We start from the raw sequence: 19,283 nt of genomic DNA on the forward strand, positions 1-19,283 counted from the left end.
GGATGATGGTGAACCAGCCTTCCCTTCTGCTCTGGACCAGCGCGCTTTTGGCGGCGGCGGCGGTGTGCCTGCTGCGCTTCTCATGGGGCAAGGCGCTACGATCGGCTCCGCTCAACGCTGCTGCCTGGGGGCTGCTCGCCTTTGCCCTGGCGATGGGAATGGCGGGAGCCGGCGCCTGGGGCGTTGCCATGGTGACGCTGGCCGCACTGGCAATGGCCTTCTCCTGCCTGGCCCTTGCCGCCGCGACCGCGCCGCCCGGCAAGACCGGCGCCTCCAACCGCCGCGCCCATATGCTGCCGGAAGGACAGGAGCCGTTGCGCATCGGCGGGCGGATGGTCAGTTTTCTGCTCAGCGTGCCGGGTGCGATGCTGGTGGCGCTGATCCTGGGACTGGCGGCGCGGGGCGCGGCCGGAGCGCTGGGCGCGCATGAGGCGGACGGCAATGTGCTGATGCTGTTCCTGATGCCGCTGCTCTGGGCGGTGCTGGCCATGCTGATCCTGCTCTGGCCGCAACGGCGGCGGCAAGTGGGACTGCTGGCGGCCCCTGCCCTGCTGGGTCTGGCCATGCTGTGGATGGCCCGGCCATGAACCTTGGCCTGTCCAAAACGCTGGTCCAACGGGGCCTGTCCGCCCATGCCGCCATCGGCCTGCTGGCAAGCGCATTGCTCTATATCGTCTGCCTGACCGGCACGGTGACGGTGTTCTACGAGGAATGGCAACGCGCCGAGCGGCCCGATGCTCCGGAAATGCAGCGGATCGCGCCCGATGCGGTGCAACGCGCCGTGGCTTCCGTGCTGGCAAGCGAGAAGGACCGGAAAGCGACCGAGCATCTCTACGTCCATCTGCCGACCGACGCGCTGCCGCGCACGACCGTCACCACCGACCATCAGGCGGTGCATGTCGACGATCAGGGACGGGTCGTCGCGAAGGAGTTGAACGGATGGTCCGAATTCCTGCTGAACCTGCACTATACGCTGAACATTCCCGGCATGGTCGGCCTGACGATCGTAGGCGGGCTGGGGGTGATGACCATCGCCCTGTCATTGACCGGCCTGATCGCCCATCCCCGCATCTTCCGCGATGCCTTCCGCCTGCGGGCGCGGGACCGGGGTGGCCTCGGGTTGGCGGACTGGCATAACAGGCTGGGAGTGTGGACCCTGCCTTTCGCGCTGGCGATCGCTCTGACCGGCGCGATGATCGGCCTGGGATCGATCAACGTCTATGGACTGGCGCAAGGCTTCTACAAGGGCGATATGGAGGCGGCCTATGCGCCGATCTTCGGCGCTGAGGGCAAGCCGAATGCCAAGCCCGCCCCGTTGGCGGACGTGGCCGCCGCGTTGCAGACGATGACCGCCCGCTTTCCGGAGGTGCGTCCGATCTACGTCTTCATGCACGAACCGGGAACCGCGGGGCAGCAGCTACAGGTGCTTGCCCTGCCGCAGCGACGGCTGGTCTATGGCGAAACCTATAATTTCGATCAGGCCGGGCGCTTTCTGGGGACGGTCGGCCTGGCGGACGGCGCGACGGGACAGCAGGTGGCGGCGTCGGCCTATAATCTGCATTTCGGCAATTATGGCGGACTGCCGGTGAAGATCGCCTATCTGCTGCTGGGTGGAGCGCTTTGCGTGGTGATCGCGACGGGCACTTCGATCTGGCTCGGCAAGCGGGAGCGGCGCGGCTACCGGCAACCGCGCTTGCGCAACGGGTGGAACGCGATCGTCTGGGGTTCGGGACTGGCCCTGGCCCTGACGCTGCTGGCACGGCTGTGGATCGGCAATGCGGCGCCGTTCAAGACGATCTTCTGGCTTTCGCTGGCGGTGCTGGTGGTCCTGAGCACCGCCTTGCCGGAGCGGTACCGCGTGCGGCGCGCCCTGCAATGGAGCCTGGGCATCTGCGTCGCGGCGCTGGTGCCGGCGGTGCTGGGAGGATAAGCGCTCCTGCGCCGATCCGGCGGACAAAGGGCATGGATGGTCGCTCTCGTCATTGATCCCATGCCGGTGGCTGTCTAGGCCATGCGCGAGGAGACCATCAGCTTATGAAACCACCCATTGGGCGGGATACCCGCTTGTGCATGTCCCTGTCCGGACGGCCCGGCAATGCGGGATCGCGCCTGCACAACCGGCTCTACGAACTGCTGGGACTGGACTATGTTTACAAGTCTTTCAGCACGACGGACCTGCCCGCGGCCATCGGCGGCATCAGGGCATTGCGCATCCGGGGATGCGCCATCTCCATGCCCTTCAAGGAAGCCGTGATCCCGCTTGTCGACCGGCTGGAGGAATCGGCGCGGATCATCGACAGCGTGAACACCATCGTCAATGACGTGGGCGTCCTCACCGGCTACAATACGGATTTCGTGGCGGTCCGCGACCTTCTGGAGCGGCGGATCGCAAGCCCCCAGCCCTTTCTGCTGCGCGGCAGCGGTGGCATGGCGAAGGCCGTTGCGGCGGCGCTGCGGGACGCGGGCTTCGACAAGGGCACCATCGTCGCCCGCAATGAGGCGGCGGGCCGGGCGCTGGCGGAACAATATGGCTATGCATGGCAGCCGGCCCTGCCCGATACGGGCGCGCCCCTGCTCGTCAATGTGACTCCCCTTGGAATGGAGGGGCCGGATAGCGAGGCGCTGGCCTTTCCGGCCGACTTCATCGCCGCCTGCGACATCGCCTTCGACGTCGTGGCACAGCCGGTGGAGACGCCGTTCGTCCGCGCCGCACGGGCGGCGGGGAAAGCGATCATCTCCGGCGGGGAGGTCATTGTGCTGCAGGCCGTCGAGCAATTCGCGCTCTATACCGGCATCCGGCCGACGCCGGAACAGGTGCGGGATGCCACGCTATTCGCGCATGGGCCAGAGGTCGCGGCCAGTCTCGAAGCGTGAACGGGTCGTCCTTCGTCACAGGGGCGTCACGAATTGGCGCTTTTCCGACGCCTGTATGGCCGCTACGGCATTCCCTGGTTCCATGCATGGCGTGCGTTCGGCGCGCCATATTCTCTTGAGCGAGTAAACCGCCTATGCAGTCCGTCACCCTCACCCGCTTCCTGATCGAGCAGCAGCGCGAGGCCAATGCCATCCCGCCGCAATTGCGCCTGCTGATCGAAACCGTTGCGCGCACCTGCAAGACGATCAGCCACAGCGTGTCCAAGGGTGCGCTGGGCGAAGTGCTGGGCAGCCTGGGTAGCGAGAATGTGCAGGGCGAGGTCCAGAAGAAGCTGGACGTCATCGCCAACGAACTGCTGCTGGACGCCAATGAATGGGGCGGACATCTGGCCGCCATGGCTTCGGAGGAGATGGAAACGATCCATCGCATCCCCAATCGCTACCCCAAGGGCGAATATCTGCTGCTGTTCGATCCGATCGACGGGTCCAGCAATATCGATGTCGACCTGAGCGTGGGCACCATCTTCTCCGTGCTGAAGGCGCCGGAGGAATGTTCGGGCCGTGAGGTGACGGAACAGGATTTCCTTCAGCCGGGCACGCAGCAGGTGGCGGCGGGCTATGCGATCTACGGACCGCAGACGCTGCTGGTGCTGACCATCGGAACCGGCGTCTATGAATTCACGTTGGACCGGGAAATCGGCTCCTGGCGGATGACGGATGGACCGATGCGGATGCCGCAGGGCAATGCCGAATTCGCCATCAACATGGCGCGTCGGCGGCAATGGTCGCCCGGCATCGCACGCTACATAGAGGAACGCATCCAGGGCACCGAAGGGCCGCTGGGCAAGGATTACAACATGCGCTGGACCGCTTCGATGGTGGCGGATGTGCATCGCATCCTGAAACGGGGCGGCATCTTCCTCTATCCCGCCGATCACCGCTACGCCGACAAGGCCCGGCTGCGGCTGATGTATGAGGCGAACCCCATGTCCTTCCTAGTCGAGCAGGCGGGCGGCGCGGCCAGCAACGGCTATCAGCGGATCATGGACGTCAAGGCGACCGGACTGCACCAGCGCGTCGGCGTCGTGCTGGGCGACAAGGCCGAGGTGGAAACCGTGGTCGCCTATGGGCGCGAGGAATAGAATCCCGACGCACAGGCGCGGCCTTGAGGAATGTCCTGTTTTGGCCAATCCAAGACATTCCCCTCCCGTAAACGGGAGGGGTTAGGGGTGGGCGCGAGCGTAGCGAGCTTCTGACTTAGCCGTTGCAAAACAGCGCAGATGCCGCGCCAGCCCACCCCCTAGCCCCCTCCCGCCTGCGGGAGGGGGAATGTCCTGATTCCACCCCATTCCCGCCGTCACTTACGGCAGGCGGATGTCAGGAAACCGTCAGCACACCGTCATAGGCGCGGTCTTCCAGCGCCCGGCCAGCGCCCATGGCCACGCAGATCAGCGGCTTGTCCGCGACCGTGACGGGCAGCCCCGTCGCGTCGGACAACGCTTCGTCCAGACGCCGGAGCAGCGCACCGCCGCCGGTCAGGGTGATCCCTTCCTCGATGATGTCGGCGGACAGTTCCGGCGCGGTCTGTTCCAGCGCGGTCATCACCGCCATCTTGATCTGGCCGACCGGTTCGGACAGGGCATCCGCGATTTCCGCCTCGCTGATCGACATTTCGGCGGGGCGGCCGTTCACCAGATCCCGGCCCTTCACCGTCATCCGGCGGCCTTCGCCATCGGGTGAGGTCGCGGCGCCCAGTTCGCATTTCACACGTTCGGACGTCGCTTCACCGATCATCAGATTATGCGTGCGGCGAATGTGGGAAGCGATGGCATCGTCCAGCCTGTCGCCACCGACCCGTGCCGAGCTGCTATAGGCGATGCCCCGCAGGGACAGGACGGCGACCTCCGTCGTCCCGCCGCCAATGTCGACCACCATCGCCCCGCGCGGCTCGGTGACGGGCAGGTCGGCGCCGATCGCGGCAGCCATGGGTTCCTCGATCAGCTGGACCCGATAGGCCCCCGCGTTGGAGGCGGCGTCGCGCAGAGCGCGGCGTTCAACCATGGTGGAACCTGTCGGTACGCAGATCACCACTTCATGGCGGCGGCCGAAGCGGTTGGCGCCGTTCAGCGCCTTGTCGATGAAATGCTTGATCATCTGCTCGGCCACGTCGATGTCCGCGATCACGCCGTCGCGCAGCGGCCGGATCGCCTGGATGCCGGCCGGCGTCTTGCCCATCATCAGCTTGGCTTCGTTGCCGACCACCTTGACCTTGCGGATGCCGTCGCGCGTCTCGATCGCGATGACGGAGGGTTCGTTGAGGACGATACCCCGGTCGCGCACATAGATGACCGTGTTGACGGTGCCGAGGTCGATGGCCATGTCGCAGGCGGAAGAGGAAAAGAAGCGCGGCAGTTTCATGCGAATGGCGGACAATCTGTGCAGGGGAAGCGGGATGGCATCCCCTGCACAGCCCCCTCTCCAAGCAGAAGCAGGGTGCGACAGCCCGTCCGGTATCCGGGGCCAGTTGAGGCGTTAATAGGCTCGCCGGGTATAGCTGATCGATATGGCCGGGGTCTGGTAAAGGATGAAATTCAATGGCCGGGAATAGGTCATGGTGATTTCCCTGTAGGAAACGCCATATTGCGTGCCCTGCACGACCGTCGGATCGTTGGTGTAGGTCGGGTCGAGGCCGAATTCACGGCTCTTCACCTTGGCGATGATCTCAGCGTCGGTGGGCTTGGGAAAGATGCTGGCATAGCGCGCGCCTTCGTCGACCGCATGTTGCAGGCCGGTGCGCGCGCAGGCGATGATGCCGAGTTGCAGCGCGCCCATCAGCAGCATGATGAAAGGCGGCACGGCGAGGACGAATTCGATCGCCGCGGCGCCGCGCTGGTCGCGTATCAAGCGCGTCATTGCAGGCGCACCGAGGCCGAGCCGGTGAGCGCGATGCCCTGGGACGACCATCTGCTGCCGGGGGCAAGTTTCGCGAACATCGGCGTATAGGTTCCTGAAATGCTGATCGCGACATAGCGCTTCGTCTGCTGGCCGTCGGGGCAAGGAACCTCCGGGCTGGCGGTCTGCACGGTTGCGTCGCAGAGCAGCGTGGGCGTGACGGTGACGTTGCCGGTCGGAACGCCGGCTGCTGCAGCGGCGTCTGCCGCCAGATTATTATAGGCCTTCGAAGTGTCTGTGGTGTCGTTGGTGTAGCCGCCCGCGGCCGCCAGTTGCGCCGTGCGCTCCGCCGCGCGCTGGAGCCCGATCTTCGCCTTGAACGCCATGGCGACATCCCCCGCCATGCAGGTCAGCAGGACCAGGACCGGCATGATGATCGCCAGTTCGACGGTGCTGTTGCCGTATCGGTCGGAGAGAAGCCGCTTCATCATCCCACCAGCTTCACCAGCGTGGCCGTGAATTTATCGACTCCCGTATCTTTGCATTGATTGACGATATTGCTGTTCCCGATGAAAGTGACGCGCTTGCCCACCATCTTCACGCAGTCGGTGGTCATGCCCGATGTGCCGCTGAAGGACAGCGCCTGGCCCGGAAAATAGAAAGCGCCTTGCAGGACGGAACTCGCATTGCCGTTGATCGTGTTGGTTCCCGAATCCAGCGCGCGCCGGTCCTGATAGAAGAGGACGCCATGATAAGGGTCACTGAGGTCCGTCGGCGCCTTCAGGTTGAGCGTCGCACCGCCATTGATATTGACGTTGGCGATGGAACTGGGGTTATTGGCTGCGTTACTGCTGGTCAGGATGATGGTGACGCCGGTGCCGTTGACCACTGCCTGCGACCCGATGTCGAAGGTCGTGCTGTCGATAAAATATACACCTGGCGCCATGTTGAGCGTGCCCTTGACGTTGAAATTTTTATAGCAGCCTGGCGAGATGGATTTGCTGTTATTGGGTTGAACATTGGCGTTGCCCCCACAGCCCGACAAATCCGACGCAGTGGGCGTTGGCAGCGATGCATAGGGGTCTAGCACCGGGATGCTGTAGGGCAGCAGCGTGGTCGGCGAGACATAGTTGGAACTGGACGTCAGCCCGCCCACCGCCGCCACCGGCGTCGCCGTCACCGTGCTGCTGCCGCCTGCATAGACGGCGTTGGATGCCCGCGAATTGGTGGCGATGCCGCAGCCCAGATTGACCGTGGCATTGCCCTGGAGCGTGATGCCGACCGCACTCGTCTTTTCAAGCGCAACGACGCAATAGTCGCCGCTGCCCACCACGGCTGCGGTCGCTTCGCCATAGATGACCGGCGCTTTCACTCCCAATATCTTCGAAAAGGGCAACTCCGCCGAGGTTTGCAGCACCACGCGCACCGCCTTGCTGTTGCCGGCATAGGAACCTGTCGTCGGCGCATTTTCGATCGTCGGGGTTTGCGTCAGGTTGACCAATGACATGCGGTTGATGTCCGATGTCGCGCTGTCCGACGCGCTGAAACCCTGCGCGACCGCATAGGCTCCAGCCAGCGCGGCGCTGTCCGCCTGGCGCTGGATCTGTCGTTTCCAGAGGGTCCATTGCACCGTGTCTGTCGCCAGGCCCGCCGCGCCGACCAGTACTGGCATGGAGGCTGCGGCCATCATCAGGACATTGCCCGTCCTGTCCCGCAGCAACCGCCCCACCGCTCTGCCGAACATTCCCATTCCCTTCCTGCGTGGAGCATCGCTCCAGATCACAGTCGGGGTTTTAAATATTATGGGTTAATGAAATATGATTTTCTAACATAAATTAGTTATATTGAATAGTATATAACTTTAGTTATATCAATATTGAGATAAATTAATTGATTTATTTTCGCATCTATATTCTAAATAATACCCGATAAATATATTATAATATGAAATATTTCTACATATTTTTGAAAATAACTGAGATTTTCTTGCCTGCCTCCTCTCTGGGACGACAAGCTCAACCACCCTTCAGTCTCAATGAAAATCCCGCGATTGCGGCAATATCCGCACATTGCGCGGATGTCCTGAAGCGTGCCTCTGGCGCGTGCGGGAAGACTCCTGCACATCCGTTTGCGAAAGCCGTGACAATTCCGCGGTCCTGTCATGCACGCGGGAAGCCATCAGGTGGACGACGCCTTCCTTGCTGCGCTGCACTTCCCCTTCGACCAGCATCAGCCGCGACGCCATGACCGGACGCCGCTGCATTTCGAACAATCGCGCCCATAGAAGAATATTGGTGATTCCCGTCTCATCCTCGATAGTGATGAAGACCGCATTGCCCTTGCCCGGCCGTTGCCGCACCAGCACCACGCCGGCCGTCTTCACCAGGGCTCCGTTCTTCGCCGCCGAAATCTGGTTGCAGCTCAGCACGCCCTCCGCCGCGAAGACCGGGCGCAGGAATTGCATCGGATGCCCTTTGAGCGACAGGCGCGTCACCAGATAATCGGCCTCGACATGCTCGGACAAAGCCATGGCAGGCAGCATCGCATCAGGCTCCTCCCCCAGTTCCTGGGCCTTGGCGGCGGCGAACAGCGGCAATTCATCCGAAGGCGTCCGTCGCGCTTCCCACAGGGCAGCCCGCCGGTCCTTCCCCAGCGAGCGGCAGGCATCGGCGTCCGCCAGCAACCGCAAGGCCCGCGCCGGCAATCCCGCCCGCCGCGCCAGATCCTCCATGGTGGAAAACAGCCCTTCCTTTCGCGCCGCGACCAGTTGCTTCGCCCAATCCTCGCGAAAACCATCCACCTGCCGCAGTCCAAGGCGCAGCGCCAGGGCCCGCCCCGCCCCCTCGCCCCGACCGTCATCCCGCGACCGCAGCAGCGGTTCGAGCGCATTGTCCCACTCGCTCATATTCACATCGACATCATGCACGGTGACGCCATGCTCCCGCGCATCGCGCACGATCTGGGCCGGGGCGTAGAAACCCATGGGCTGCGAATTGAGGAGCGCGCAGGCGAACACCGCCGGCTGATGGCATTTGATCCAGGCCGACACATAGACCAGCCGCGCGAAGGACAGGGCATGGCTTTCGGGAAAACCGTAGCTGCCGAAACCCTCGATCTGCTTGAAGCAGCGTTCGGCAAACTCCGCCTCATAGCCGCGCTTCACCATGCCCCTGATCATCTTCTCGCGAAAATGATGGATCGTGCCGACATTGCGGAAGGTCGCCATGGCGCGGCGCAGGGCATCCGCTTCCGTCGGCTTGAAGTCCGCCGCCGTGATCGCAAGCTTCATCGCCTGTTCCTGGAACAGCGGCACGCCATAAGTCTCGCCCAGCAATTTCTCCAGTTCATCGGCTGGTCCATGATGGGGGGACGGCCGGGGATATTCGACCTTCTCATCCCCGCATCGCCGCCGCAGATAGGGATGGACCATATTGCCCTCGATCGGCCCGGGACGAACGATCGCCACCTGCACGGTCAGGTCATAGATGGAGCGTGGCTTCAGACGGGGCAGCATGTTGATCTGCGCCCGGCTTTCCACCTGGAAAACGCCGATGCTGTCACCCTTGCACAGCATGTCGTAAACGGTTTCGTCCGCCGCCTCCATATCGACCGTCAGCTGGTGATCGCCCAGCCCCTGTTCCCGCATCAGGTCGAACGCCCGGCGGATGCAGCTCAGCATCCCCAGCGCCAGCACGTCGACCTTCATCAGGCCGAGCGCGTCGATGTCATCCTTGTCCCATTCGATGAAGCTGCGATCCTCCATCGCCGCATGATGCAGCGGCACCGTCTCGTCCAGCCGGTTCTGCGTCAGCACAAAGCCCCCCACATGCTGCGAAAGATGGCGCGGAAAGGGCTCTGACAGCAACTGGTCGACAATCGCCTTCAACTGCGCGATCTGCGGATTGTCGAGCGCGAAGCCCGCCTCCACGATCCGCGCATCGTTCATGTCGCTCGAATAACTGCCCCACACCGTGCTGGAGAGGCGGGCCGACACATCCTCGCTAAGGCCCAGCGCCTTCGCCACTTCCCGCACGGCGCTGCGCGAACGGTAATGGATGACGGTCGCGGCGATCCCGGCGCGATGACGGCCATAGCGTTCGTAGATATATTGCATCACCTCCTCGCGCCGCTCATGTTCGAAATCGACGTCGATGTCGGGCGGTTCGTTGCGATCTTCGGATACGAAGCGGGAAAAGAGCAGGTCGTGCTTGAGCGGATCGATGGATGTCACGCCCAACAGGAAGCAGACCATGCTGTTCGCCGCCGATCCGCGTCCCTGGCAAAGGATGCCCTTGGTCCGGGCAAAGGCGACGATGTCATGCACGGTCAGGAAATAATAGGCATAGTTGCGCTTGGCGATCAGTTCGAATTCTTTTTCCAGTGTCTCGCGGGCCTTCAGGGGAAGACGCGCGCCATAGCGGGCATGGGCGGCGGACCAGGTCAGTTCCTCCAGCCATTGCTGCGCCGTCCATCCTTCCGGCACCGGTTCATGGGGATATTCATAGGCAAGCTGGTCGAGCGTGAAATGCACCCGGCTCAGCAAATGTCCGCTTTCCGCCACTGCCTCCGGGCAATCGCGGAACAAATGGGCGATTTCGGCAGGGTCATGGATATGCCTTTCCGCATTCGCCTCCAGCAGGCGCCCTGCCCTGGCGATGCCGGTGCCTTCGCGAATGCAGCTCAGCACATCCTGCAGGGGACGCTGCGCCGGACTGGCGTAGAGCGCGTCCATGGTCGCCAGCAAAGGCACGCCCGCCGCCACGGACAAGGCCTTGAACTGCGCCAGCCGCCGCGCATCCCGCCCATCCCGCCCCAATGCCGCCGCCAGCCAGACCCGGCGCGGCGCAAGACGCGACAAGCGCGCCAGCAATCCCTTCAGATCGGACGGAGCCGGCGGCGGCACAAGACTGAGATGGCCCTGCCTGATCGCTTCCTTCGGGGGCCGGTCGTCATAATCATAGTCCACCGGCTTGCGATGCGCGGTCTGTTGGGTGGCGGTGGAGCCAGGCATCACGATCAGCAGCAGATCGTCCAGATAGGCGGTCAGATCCTCATAGCGCAGGATACAGTCGCCCTTCACCGAACGGAGATTGCCGACGGTCAGCAATTTGGTGAGTTCGCCCCAACCCCGCCGCGTCGCGGGATAGGCGACGATGTCCGGCGTTCCATCCACGAAGACCAGCCTTGCGCCGACGACCAGCCGCAGGTCGGTCCGGCAGGCGCGCTCCTCCTCTTCGCTGAGTTCCAGCGGCTGCCCCGCTTCCTTGCGCGCCTCCAGCAAAGCGGCGCGCATCCGTTCGGGCCAGCGCTTGCGCGCGACATGGGCGCGGACCACCCCGGCGACGCTATTGCGGTCGGCTATGCCCAGCCCCACAAGCCCCAGGGCGATGGCGCGCGTCACCATGTCCTGCGGATGGGATGCGCCGCGCAGGAAGGAGAAATTGGTCGCCGCCACCAACTCGGCAAAGGGAGGCGCCTCTGCCGGCCCGATCGGCGGAGATTCGCCGTGCGACCCGCGCCGCCCCTTTTCCCGCGCAGCCTCCAGCGCATTCAGTTCACGCCGGTCGATGGATTTGGGCCTGGACGGGTCTGGACCCTTGGCGTGGCGCTTCATGCGAACAGGCCATGGATGTACCAGCCGGGATGTTCCGCTTCGGCGCCGTAAAGCCCGTTGCGGAATATCCAGTAGCGCCGCCCGCGCGCATCCTCGACCCGGTAATAGTCGCGGGTCAGCCCCACGCTCTCGCCCTCCAGCGCGCCGTCCCTGGCCGTCCACCATTCGGGCGCGATGCGTTCGGGGCCTTCATAGCGCGTCACTTCATGCAATGCCTTGCGCCAGCGGAAGCGATGGGGCGGACCATCGGGCACCTCGGCCACCACGTCGATCGGCTGCGGCGGATCGAACAGATGCAGCGGGCGCATGGGCGGCTCCCCCTCCTGCCCCTCTTGCGGCCAGTTCATGGGGGCGCGGCTTTCCACGGCGGGCAGGGCAAGCTGGGCCTGTTCGGGGATATGGCTGTCCTTCGGGTGAAGCCGCTGGATGCGAGCCCGGCCTGCCCGGATCGACAGCCGGTCGACCAGAGCCGCGACGCTTTCCTCGCGACGCGCCTCTCCCCCTTCCAGCGCCAGTTGCGTCGGCGCCATCGGCTCCGCCTGCGGCACGGTGAGGCGCAGCATGTCGAAGCCGAAACCGGGATCGAGCGGATCGGACAGCGCATCGATCCGTTCCTGCACCAGCCGCATGATAGCGGGCGCGTCCCGCACCGGCAGGCTGGTTTCCACCCGCAAGGGAAAGGCAAGGCCGTCGCTGCGGAAGAACAGCGCCTCGAACCGTCGACCGCCTTGCCCGCGTTCGCTGAGCCGCTCCCCCACCTCGGCCGCCATCTCCTCCAGCGTCCGGAGGGCAAAGGCGGTGCTGCCCATCGGCTCGGCAAAACGCCGCTCGATCCGGATCGCGGGACGCGACCGCCGGGGTGCAAGAGGCCGCCTCCCCAATCCCAGCAAAGCGTGCAGCGCGTCCACCGCCGCCTCACCGAAGCGCGACGCCAGGACCGCCGCCGGCCGCGCCGCCAGATCGCCCACGGTCCGCAGTCCCGAGCGGCGCAACGCCACCGCGCTTTCATCCTCCAGCCGCAACGCCTCGACCGGCAGGCGGCGCAGCGCCGCATCCTCGTCCGCCGCCGCGCCCACCGGAAAACGGCACAGCGCATGCGCACCCTCCGCCGTTCCGGCAAGGGCATGGCGCACCCGCATGCCATGACGCTCCAGCCGTTCGGCCGCCTCGCGCGCCAGCATCTCCTCCCCGCCCCAGAGATGCGCGCAGCCGGTAATGTCGAGCATCAGACCGAAGGGTGAATCCAGCGCCGCAACCGGCGTGTAGCGGGAACAACCGTCGCAGAGCCGCTCCAGCCAGTCCTGATCGCCATGGGGATCGGCATCGAACACGCGCAGGTCCGGTTCCCGCGCACGCGCATCGGCCAGCGTCATGCCCGGCGTCAGGCCCAGCGCGAGAGCGTCGGCGTCGAGCGTGGCCAGCCGCATCGCGCCGCGCACCTGTTCGACGACGGCTGCGGGACCTTCGCCCTGCGCCCAGAGATCAGGCCGCGCGATCCGAAGCCGGTCGATCGGCAGGAACGGAAACCACAGCGCCAGATAGCGGCGCTTGCCCATCGCGTCCTCCGCCCTCCCGTCCGCTGCCATCCTGTCCAAGGCCATGGCGTTCATCGCGCCCACCTCCACTTCCTTCAAACATGCCCCGGCCATTGTCCCAGACCAGCCGCCAGCCGAGCCCGTCCCGTCCCGCCCGCCGTCGCAACAGGCCAAGGTCGAAGGCGCTTCTGCCCGGCCCGTTTCCCGGCAAGGGCAGAGAGGGCGCCGCCGCAACGCGCCAGCGCGTGTCCGCCGCGCTAGGCACCGGATCGCCGCCCACCCGCAACAGGAAAGCCGTGACGCCGGACGACTCCGCCGCCAGCGCCAGCCGCCGGCTGGCTGTCAGGTCGAGCAAGGGCGCCGGCCCGCGCAATTCCACCACAAGTGCGCCCAAAGCGGGGCATCGCAGCGCGTCGACCGCCGCTCGCAGCAGCATGGCGTCATCGGCCATCGCGCCGATCAGCAACCGGGCGGGATCGATGCCCAATGCGGCCAGTCCGGGGCCATAGGGCATGCCCCCCGCCCGGCCCGCCGCCATCGTGCGCAGCCAGAGCAGGGGCGCCTCCCCCGCCGCCAGCCGCGCGAGGATCAGGGCCAGCCCAGCCCCCGCCCCCCCTTCCTCTGTCGCGGCGAAGAATTCATGCACCCGACCCCGCGCCAGACCGCCGTCCAGCGCCAGGTCGAGCGGCGCATAGCCGGTTTCCACCCGCGCATGGGGCTGGGAGGCTGGAACGCCCTCCAGCGATGCGATATGCCGCCTGAGGGCGGCGAGGGTCTTCACCGACTCAGCCATATATTCGTTCCCTGTTTGTTCTTTTCGCCGCAATGACAGGCGCTGTCAATCGACCGTGAAGGCCCGAGCCGGAAAAGGCGCTGGCGACGCTCGCACCCCACAATTTCCCAAACGCTTCCCCCGTCAGCGCTTTTTCTGTAAGTTGTCGCGGCGGGTGTTACCGAGGCGACTCGAAATGCCGGACTGAAAGGCTGCGAGCGCCTGCCAATGTGGGAGAGGGCTTGTGCCGGTTGCGGTAGCCATCGCCATGCTCGTGGTCGGTTCGGTCGCCTTTCACCTGTTCAGTCCATGGTGGCGCACGCCCATCGCATCCAATTGGGGATCGATCGATTCCGCGCTCGACGTGACGCTCTGGATATGCGGGGCGGCCTTTGTCGGGCTGAACCTGTTCCTTGCCTGGGCGCTGGTCAAATATCGCCATCGCCCCGGCCATCGCGCCCATTATGAGCCGGAAAACCCTTCGCTGGAAAGGCGGCTGACATTCTGGACCGCCATCGGCATCGCCGGCATGCTGGCGCCGGGGCTCGCGGCCTGGGGCAAATATGTCTCGGTGCCGAAAGAAGCCACCGTCATCGAGGCGGTCGGCCAGCAATGGCAATGGTCCTTCCGCTATCCCGGTCCGGATGGCGTGCTGGGTGCGGCGGGGGTCAAATATATCACCCCCGACAATGGGCTGGGCCTCGATCCGCTCGACCCGTTCGGCCGGGATGACATATTGGTGGAAAGCGGCGACCTTCATCTGCCGGTCGGCAAGCCGGTGAAGATCGTGCTGCGCTCCAAGGACGTGCTGCACGACTTCTATGTGCCGGAATTCCGGGCCAAGATGGACCTCGTACCCGGCATCGTCACCTATTTCTGGCTGACCCCGACCAAGACGGGCACGTTCGACATCCTCTGCGCCGAACTGTGCGGCACCGGCCACCATGCGATGCGCGGCAAGGTGGTGGTGGAGACGCCCCAGGCCTTCGCGCAATGGCAGGCGCAGCAGAGCAGCTTCGGACAGATTCTGGCGGAGGCGCCGCCGGCCGCCATGTCGATCCTGCTGATCAAGGCCAATGCCTGTATCGTCCCTGCCTCCTGGAGCATTCGCTGATGGCTACCACCCTGGCCGACGACCTGCGCCCGCTGCATCATCCGCATAGCTGGGTCACCAAATATGTCTGGAGCCAGGATCACAAGGTCATCGCCATCCAATATAGCTGCACCGCCATCGGGATCGGGCTGGTGGCGCTGGTGCTGTCGGCGCTGATGCGGTTGCAGCTTGGGTTTCCGGGGGCTTTTCCGGCGATCCAGCCTGATAATTATCTGCAATTCGTGTCGATGCACGGCATGATCATGGTGGTCTATCTGCTGACGGCGCTGCTGCTGGGCGGCTTCGGCAATTATCTGATCCCGCTGATGATCGGGGCGCGGGACATGGTGTTCCCCTTCGTCAACATGCTGAGCTTCTGGTTCTATCTGCTGTCGGTGATCGTGCTGGTGGCGGGATTCTTCGTGCCGGGCGGGCCGACCGGGGCGGGATGGACGCTCTATCCGCCGCAGGCGATCAGCGAGGGGACGCCGGGGCATCAATGGGGCATCGTGACCATGCTGGTCAGCCTCGCCATCTTCGTCGCGGCCTTCACCATGGGCGGGTTGAATTATGTGACCACGGTGTTGCAGGCGCGGACCAGGGGCATGACGCTGATGCGGATGCCGCTGTCGGTGTGGGGCATCTTCACCGCTTCGGTGATGGGCCTGCTGGCCTTTCCGGCCTTGTTCGTCGCGGCGATCATGATGCTGTTCGATCATCTGGCGGGCACCAGCTTCTTCATGCCCACCATGCAGTCGATGGGTGCGATCACCCCGACGCAGGGCGGCAGCCCCCTCCTCTTCCAGCATCTCTTCTGGTTCTTCGGCCATCCCGAAGTCTATATCGTCGCCCTGCCCGCCTTCGGCATCGTGTCGGACCTGATCAGCGTCCATGCGCGGCGGAATATCTTCGGTTATCGCATGATGGTGTGGGCGATCGTGATCATCGGGGCGCTGAGCTTCCTGGTATGGGCGCATCATATGTATGTGAGCGGCATGAATCCCTATTTCGGGTTCTTCTTCGCCACGTCGACTTTGATCATCGCCATTCCGACGGCGATCAAGGTCTATAACTGGCTGCTGACCCTGTGGCGCGGCGACATCCATTTGCGGGTGCCGATGCTGTTCGCCATCGCCTTCATCTTCACCTTCATCCACGGCGGGCTGTCGGGGCTGTTTCTGGGCAATGTCAGTGTCGATGTGCCGTTGTCCGACACTTTCTTTGTCGTCGCGCATTTCCATATGGTGATGGGCGTGTCTCCGGTTCTGGTGATATTCGGCGCCATCTATCACTGGTATCCCAAGATATTCGGCAGGATGTGGAACGAAACTTTGGGGAAGCTCCATTTCTGGATCACTTTCCTGGGCGTCTATGCGATCTTCCTGCCGATGCATTATCTGGGGATTTTGGGGGTTCCGCGCCGTTATTACGCTCTGGGCGAGACGGCCTTCATCCCGCAATCGGTGCATCTCGCCAATGCGTGGATCAGCATTGCGGCGCTGGTCGTCTTCTGCGCGCAGGGGCTGTTCTTCTTCAACATGATCTGGAGCCTGTTCCGGGGGCCTCGCGCCGATCCCAATCCCTGGGGCGCGGCCAGCCTGGAATGGCTGACGCCCGACACGCCGCCGGCGCATGGCAATTGGGGGCCGCATCTGCCGGTCGTCTATCGCTGGGCCTATGATTATAGCGTGCCGGGGGCGGCGCGGGACTTCATTCCCCAGACGGAACCCCAAGTGGAACAGCGGGCATGACCATCCTCGCGCGCCTCACCGAAAAGAGCTGGGAGCCGGGCCCGCAGCCGGTGGAGCGGGATCGGCCGTCGGCGGGGGCGGTGGGGATGGTCGCCTATTTCGGCGTGGCCATGGTGATGTTCTCGCTGCTGCTGGCGGCCTATCTGATGCGCATGGGGCTGCATGCAGGCACGGAACATGTCCATGACTGGAAGCCCATGCCCGATCCGCCGCTGCTGTGGATCAATACGCTGGTGCTGGCGGCGAGCAGCGTCGCCTGGGAAGTGGCGCGGAGGGAACGGGCGGTTCGGGCGGCAATCGTCGGATCGGCGCTGGGGGTGCTGTTCCTTGGCGGGCAGTTGTTGCTCTGGCGGCATTATCAGGGGGCGGGCTATACGCTGTCGAGCAATCCGGCCAATGCCTTTTTCTATCTGCTGACGGCGCTGCATGGTCTGCACATCATCGGCGGGCTGTTTGCCGCCGGACGGGCGCTGGCGGCGGCCAATATGCGCAATGTCGCCCTTTGCGCGCTCTACTGGCATTTTCTGTTGATCGTCTGGCTGGTTCTCGCCGCTTTGCTGCTGTCGACTTGAGGATGTTCCGCCATGGCTCAGGCTGTCCCAGATAGAGAAGTCATCGCTCCCACGTTGAGGGAGATCGCGTCCGACTGGTCAGCCGATCAGGAAGTCTTCCGCCATACCCATTGGGGCAAGGCGATGATGTGGATCTTCCTGCTGAGCGACACCTTCATCTTTTCCTGCTTCCTGACCGGTTACATGACGATGCGGGCGTCGGCTGTACTGCCCTGGCCCAATACGGCGGAAGTGTTCGCCCTGAATATCGGCGGGCAGGAACTACCGCTCGTCCTGATCGCGATCATGACCTTTGCGCTGATCAGTTCCAGCGGCACCATGGCGATGGCCGTGAACTTCGGCTATCAGCGCGACCGGCGGAAAACGACGGCGCTGATGCTGATCACCGCCCTGTTCGGGCTTGTCTTCCTTGGCATGCAGGCGTTCGAATGGAGCAAGCTGATCTTCGAAGAGGGCGTGCGGCCCTGGTATAATCCGATGGGCGCGCCGCAATTTGGCGCGACCTTCTTCATGATCACCGGCTTTCACGGGCTACATGTGACCTGCGGGGTCATATTGCTGCTGATCATCGCGTCCAAGGTGGCGCGGGGACATTATGACAAGGCGGGCGATTATTCGGCGGTCGAGATCGCCGGGCTGTACTGGCACTTCGTCGATCTCGTCTGGGTGTTCATCTTCGCCTTCTTCTATCTCTGGTGAGGGGCTCCATGCAGCATGATCCTTCAGCGACCCATAAGGGCCAGCAACATCCGATCAGCCTGTATCTGAAGGTCTGGGGCCTGCTGTTCCTGCTCAGCGCCATGTCCTATCTGGTCGACTATATGCATGTGCAGGGGATCGTGCGCTGGGTGCTGATCGTGACCTTCATGTTGCTGAAGGCGGGGCTGATCCTGTCCATCTTCATGCATCTGGCGTGGGAGCGGCTGTCGCTGATCTATGCGATATTGGTGCCGCCGCTGGTGCTGCTGGTGCTGGTGCGGATCATGACGATCGAGGCGAATTACGCCTTCTGGACCCGCGCCATCTTCATGGGCGGAGGGGGGTGAGCCATGGGCCGGATGCATGGGATGGCGGTGGGACTGTGCGTTGCGGGAGCGGCGGTGACGGCGCTGGGGCTGGGATGGTTCAGCGACAAGCTCTATACGCGGGTGCGGCCGGGGGAGCTGGCCTATAAGCCGATGGACGAGATGCCGCCGCGCGTCGACATGGCGTCGATCCAGCGCGACTGGCCCGCCAGTTTCAGCGAGGCGGGGGAAGGCAGCCGGGTGATCGCCTATCATCGGGACATGCGGGGGAAAGCGCCGATGCCCGGGACGGGCGGCGGCGGGGCGGCGGCTGCTCCTCCGGTCGATCTGGGCACCCTGCTCGCCAGCGCGGATGCGGGGGTGGGGAAGCAGAAGGTGCAGCTTTGCATGAGTTGTCACGACTTCACCCAGGGCGGACCCAACCGCATCGGGCCTAATCTGTGGGGCGTGGTCGGGCGGCCGGTGGCGAGCCATGCGGGCTTTGCCTATTCGCCCGCCATGCAGGGACATAAGGGCAGTTGGAGCTATGAGTCGCTGTTCGCTTTCCTCGCCTCTCCGGGGCGCGAGGTGCCGGGAACGAAGATGAGCTTTGCCGGGCTGCGCAAGCCGGAGGATCGGGCGGCGGTGATCAAATATCTGGCGACCTTGGGGACGGGGGCGCCGCCTTTGCCGCAGCCGAAGGTGGTTGCGGCGCGATAGGGCGGTGGCGGCGGGTCGCATACCACCCCGCTCTTTTCTTGAAGAGAAGTGAAGCCGTTCGACAGGTTCAGGGCGAACGGGGCGTGGAGATGCCCGTGGCTTCAGGGGCTGGGCCGCCGCCAGTCTTCCTCGACCAGATAGCGGCTGAGGAATGTCGATCCCTGCCGCGCCGCCGTTCGCGCGATGTGGCGGCGGATGTCATGATCGGTCGATCCGAGCACGGTGCGAAAGGCCTCCATGGCGCTGGCGGTCGGTTCGCGTTTCAGATCGACATAAGGCTGGAAAATATCGCCCAGCGCCTGTTCCCACGCTTTCTCGATCTGGAGCAGCCGGTTTTCCATGGCGCGCCTCGTTCTGCATGAACCTCATCACAATATGGGACGACGAGGGCGGCGGGACAAGAGGAGGGAGGATGCGGTTCCGGCTTGACTTCAATCAACTGCGTTAATATGAAAT

At 64.2% G+C, this 19,283-nt stretch carries 18 protein-coding genes; 10 read left to right on the plus strand and 8 right to left on the minus strand.

Annotated features, from left to right (window positions below; all coding sequences use genetic code 11):
- Positions 1 to 8: 8 nt before the first annotated feature.
- From EWH10_RS00725 to EWH10_RS00740, 4 genes are all read left to right on the plus strand, one after another.
- On the plus strand, positions 9 to 587 hold the full coding sequence (locus tag EWH10_RS00725; RefSeq protein WP_137710348.1) for a hypothetical protein: 579 nt from the start codon (positions 9 to 11) through the stop codon (positions 585 to 587).
- A complete protein-coding gene (locus EWH10_RS00730; RefSeq protein WP_044662629.1) occupies positions 584 to 1,930 on the plus strand; it encodes a PepSY-associated TM helix domain-containing protein in 1,347 nt (448 codons plus the stop codon). The genes EWH10_RS00725 and EWH10_RS00730 overlap by 4 nt, the downstream gene beginning before the upstream one ends.
- Positions 1,931 to 2,034: 104 nt before the next feature.
- Positions 2,035 to 2,874, plus strand: a complete 840-nt coding sequence (locus tag EWH10_RS00735; RefSeq protein ID WP_083199187.1) for a shikimate 5-dehydrogenase — start codon at positions 2,035 to 2,037, stop codon at positions 2,872 to 2,874.
- 134 nt (positions 2,875 to 3,008) lie between these two features.
- On the plus strand, positions 3,009 to 4,016 hold the full coding sequence (locus EWH10_RS00740; RefSeq protein ID WP_044662631.1) for a class 1 fructose-bisphosphatase: 1,008 nt from the start codon (positions 3,009 to 3,011) through the stop codon (positions 4,014 to 4,016).
- 235 nt (positions 4,017 to 4,251) lie between these two features.
- Here EWH10_RS00740 and EWH10_RS00745 read toward each other — a convergent pair whose 3' ends face one another.
- The 7 genes from EWH10_RS00745 to EWH10_RS00775 form a co-directional block, all read right to left on the minus strand.
- Positions 4,252 to 5,292, minus strand: a complete 1,041-nt coding sequence (locus EWH10_RS00745; RefSeq protein ID WP_025551712.1) for a rod shape-determining protein — start codon at positions 5,290 to 5,292, stop codon at positions 4,252 to 4,254.
- A 114-nt stretch (positions 5,293 to 5,406) separates the two neighbouring features.
- Positions 5,407 to 5,787 (minus strand): TadE/TadG family type IV pilus assembly protein, encoded by a 381-nt coding sequence (locus tag EWH10_RS00750; protein ID WP_044662632.1) that lies wholly within the window; start codon positions 5,785 to 5,787, stop codon positions 5,407 to 5,409.
- A complete protein-coding gene (locus EWH10_RS00755; protein ID WP_044662633.1) occupies positions 5,784 to 6,257 on the minus strand; it encodes a TadE/TadG family type IV pilus assembly protein in 474 nt (157 codons plus the stop codon). The genes EWH10_RS00750 and EWH10_RS00755 overlap by 4 nt, the downstream gene beginning before the upstream one ends.
- Positions 6,254 to 7,510, minus strand: a complete 1,257-nt coding sequence (locus tag EWH10_RS00760) for a pilus assembly protein TadG-related protein (protein WP_044662634.1) — start codon at positions 7,508 to 7,510, stop codon at positions 6,254 to 6,256. The genes EWH10_RS00755 and EWH10_RS00760 overlap by 4 nt, the downstream gene beginning before the upstream one ends.
- A gap of 288 nt (positions 7,511 to 7,798) precedes the next feature.
- Positions 7,799 to 11,380: an error-prone DNA polymerase gene (locus tag EWH10_RS00765; protein WP_065847387.1), complete on the minus strand. Its 3,582-nt coding sequence runs from the start codon at positions 11,378 to 11,380 to the stop codon at positions 7,799 to 7,801.
- A complete protein-coding gene (locus EWH10_RS00770; protein WP_044662636.1) occupies positions 11,377 to 12,966 on the minus strand; it encodes a Y-family DNA polymerase in 1,590 nt (529 codons plus the stop codon). Before EWH10_RS00770 ends, EWH10_RS00765 begins: the two co-directional genes overlap by 4 nt.
- Positions 12,863 to 13,708: an ImuA family protein gene (locus tag EWH10_RS00775; protein ID WP_044662637.1), complete on the minus strand. Its 846-nt coding sequence runs from the start codon at positions 13,706 to 13,708 to the stop codon at positions 12,863 to 12,865. The genes EWH10_RS00770 and EWH10_RS00775 overlap by 104 nt, the downstream gene beginning before the upstream one ends.
- 223 nt (positions 13,709 to 13,931) lie before the next feature.
- Between EWH10_RS00775 and EWH10_RS00780 the strand changes: the two genes are divergently transcribed.
- Genes EWH10_RS00780 through EWH10_RS00805 form a run of 6 tightly spaced genes read left to right on the plus strand, consistent with a single transcriptional unit; the run spans position 13,932 to position 18,827 of the window.
- Positions 13,932 to 14,801, plus strand: a complete 870-nt coding sequence (locus tag EWH10_RS00780) for a cytochrome c oxidase subunit II (protein WP_044662638.1) — start codon at positions 13,932 to 13,934, stop codon at positions 14,799 to 14,801.
- A complete protein-coding gene (locus EWH10_RS00785; RefSeq protein ID WP_044662639.1) occupies positions 14,801 to 16,531 on the plus strand; it encodes a cytochrome c oxidase subunit I in 1,731 nt (576 codons plus the stop codon). Before EWH10_RS00780 ends, EWH10_RS00785 begins: the two co-directional genes overlap by 1 nt.
- Positions 16,528 to 17,103, plus strand: coding sequence for a cytochrome c oxidase subunit 3 (locus EWH10_RS00790; protein ID WP_044662640.1), 576 nt, complete (start codon positions 16,528 to 16,530; stop codon positions 17,101 to 17,103). Before EWH10_RS00785 ends, EWH10_RS00790 begins: the two co-directional genes overlap by 4 nt.
- A 12-nt stretch (positions 17,104 to 17,115) precedes the next feature.
- Positions 17,116 to 17,802, plus strand: coding sequence for a heme-copper oxidase subunit III family protein (locus EWH10_RS00795; RefSeq protein ID WP_044662641.1), 687 nt, complete (start codon positions 17,116 to 17,118; stop codon positions 17,800 to 17,802).
- 8 nt (positions 17,803 to 17,810) lie between these two features.
- Positions 17,811 to 18,149 (plus strand): cytochrome C oxidase subunit IV family protein, encoded by a 339-nt coding sequence (locus EWH10_RS00800; RefSeq protein ID WP_025547798.1) that lies wholly within the window; start codon positions 17,811 to 17,813, stop codon positions 18,147 to 18,149.
- Between the two features lie 3 nt (positions 18,150 to 18,152).
- Positions 18,153 to 18,827 (plus strand): c-type cytochrome, encoded by a 675-nt coding sequence (locus EWH10_RS00805; RefSeq protein ID WP_025547796.1) that lies wholly within the window; start codon positions 18,153 to 18,155, stop codon positions 18,825 to 18,827.
- 101 nt (positions 18,828 to 18,928) lie between these two features.
- Here EWH10_RS00805 and EWH10_RS00810 read toward each other — a convergent pair whose 3' ends face one another.
- The gene (locus EWH10_RS00810; RefSeq protein WP_025547794.1) at positions 18,929 to 19,168 is read right to left on the minus strand and encodes a hypothetical protein; all 240 of its coding nucleotides are present in this window, start codon (positions 19,166 to 19,168) and stop codon (positions 18,929 to 18,931) included.
- Positions 19,169 to 19,283 lie beyond the last annotated feature (115 nt).

Origin of the sequence: Sphingobium fuliginis, from assembly GCF_004152845.1 — a bacterium.
Taxonomy (GTDB): domain Bacteria; phylum Pseudomonadota; class Alphaproteobacteria; order Sphingomonadales; family Sphingomonadaceae; genus Sphingobium; species Sphingobium fuliginis.

Coding starts and splice junctions, on each gene's coding strand:
- EWH10_RS00785 (WP_044662639.1), top strand. CDS start 14,801: ATGGCTACCACCCTGGCCGACGACCTGCGCCCGCTGCATCATCCGCAT.
- EWH10_RS00810 (WP_025547794.1), bottom strand. CDS start 19,168: ATGGAAAACCGGCTGCTCCAGATCGAGAAAGCGTGGGAACAGGCGCTG.
- EWH10_RS00740 (WP_044662631.1), top strand. CDS start 3,009: ATGCAGTCCGTCACCCTCACCCGCTTCCTGATCGAGCAGCAGCGCGAG.
- EWH10_RS00730 (WP_044662629.1), top strand. CDS start 584: ATGAACCTTGGCCTGTCCAAAACGCTGGTCCAACGGGGCCTGTCCGCC.
- EWH10_RS00790 (WP_044662640.1), top strand. CDS start 16,528: ATGACCATCCTCGCGCGCCTCACCGAAAAGAGCTGGGAGCCGGGCCCG.
- EWH10_RS00755 (WP_044662633.1), bottom strand. CDS start 6,257: ATGATGAAGCGGCTTCTCTCCGACCGATACGGCAACAGCACCGTCGAA.
- EWH10_RS00800 (WP_025547798.1), top strand. CDS start 17,811: ATGCAGCATGATCCTTCAGCGACCCATAAGGGCCAGCAACATCCGATC.
- EWH10_RS00770 (WP_044662636.1), bottom strand. CDS start 12,966: ATGGCAGCGGACGGGAGGGCGGAGGACGCGATGGGCAAGCGCCGCTAT.
- EWH10_RS00760 (WP_044662634.1), bottom strand. CDS start 7,510: ATGTTCGGCAGAGCGGTGGGGCGGTTGCTGCGGGACAGGACGGGCAAT.
- EWH10_RS00735 (WP_083199187.1), top strand. CDS start 2,035: ATGAAACCACCCATTGGGCGGGATACCCGCTTGTGCATGTCCCTGTCC.
- EWH10_RS00745 (WP_025551712.1), bottom strand. CDS start 5,292: ATGAAACTGCCGCGCTTCTTTTCCTCTTCCGCCTGCGACATGGCCATC.
- EWH10_RS00775 (WP_044662637.1), bottom strand. CDS start 13,708: ATGGCTGAGTCGGTGAAGACCCTCGCCGCCCTCAGGCGGCATATCGCA.
- EWH10_RS00765 (WP_065847387.1), bottom strand. CDS start 11,380: ATGAAGCGCCACGCCAAGGGTCCAGACCCGTCCAGGCCCAAATCCATC.
- EWH10_RS00805 (WP_025547796.1), top strand. CDS start 18,153: ATGGGCCGGATGCATGGGATGGCGGTGGGACTGTGCGTTGCGGGAGCG.
- EWH10_RS00795 (WP_044662641.1), top strand. CDS start 17,116: ATGGCTCAGGCTGTCCCAGATAGAGAAGTCATCGCTCCCACGTTGAGG.
- EWH10_RS00750 (WP_044662632.1), bottom strand. CDS start 5,787: ATGACGCGCTTGATACGCGACCAGCGCGGCGCCGCGGCGATCGAATTC.